This is a genomic window from Ochrobactrum sp. SFR4, from assembly GCF_019730395.1.
Taxonomy (GTDB): domain Bacteria; phylum Pseudomonadota; class Alphaproteobacteria; order Rhizobiales; family Rhizobiaceae; genus Pseudochrobactrum.
The window spans coordinates 1-230 of the sequence record NZ_JAAPBB010001486.1 but is presented as its reverse complement, the minus strand read 5'-3'; the positions used below and the strand labels follow the sequence as shown (position 1 = coordinate 230).

At 50.9% G+C, this 230-nt stretch carries 1 pseudogene; it reads right to left on the bottom strand.

The window, feature by feature from the left end:
• Nucleotides 1–230, bottom strand: a pseudogene (locus HBA93_RS23970) (cytosine deaminase); the annotation flags it as partial.

Sequence of the window (230 nt, the reverse complement as noted above, 5' to 3'; positions counted from 1 at the left end):
CGTGAAGCCACCACGCCTTCGAGACCGCTCAGGCCATATTCTGTATCAACATCTACATGGGTGCGGATATGTGTGGTGCCGTAGCTGATGGCTTGTTCAATTTGCCTTGCTGACTGGCGCTGAGGATCAATGCCGAGTTCCCTCTTCATTGCCCTTTCATTTTCAATCAGTTCGATGAGTTCTGTGCCGACATCATTACGATACCACGGCATGCCCAGCAGGGTTTTATC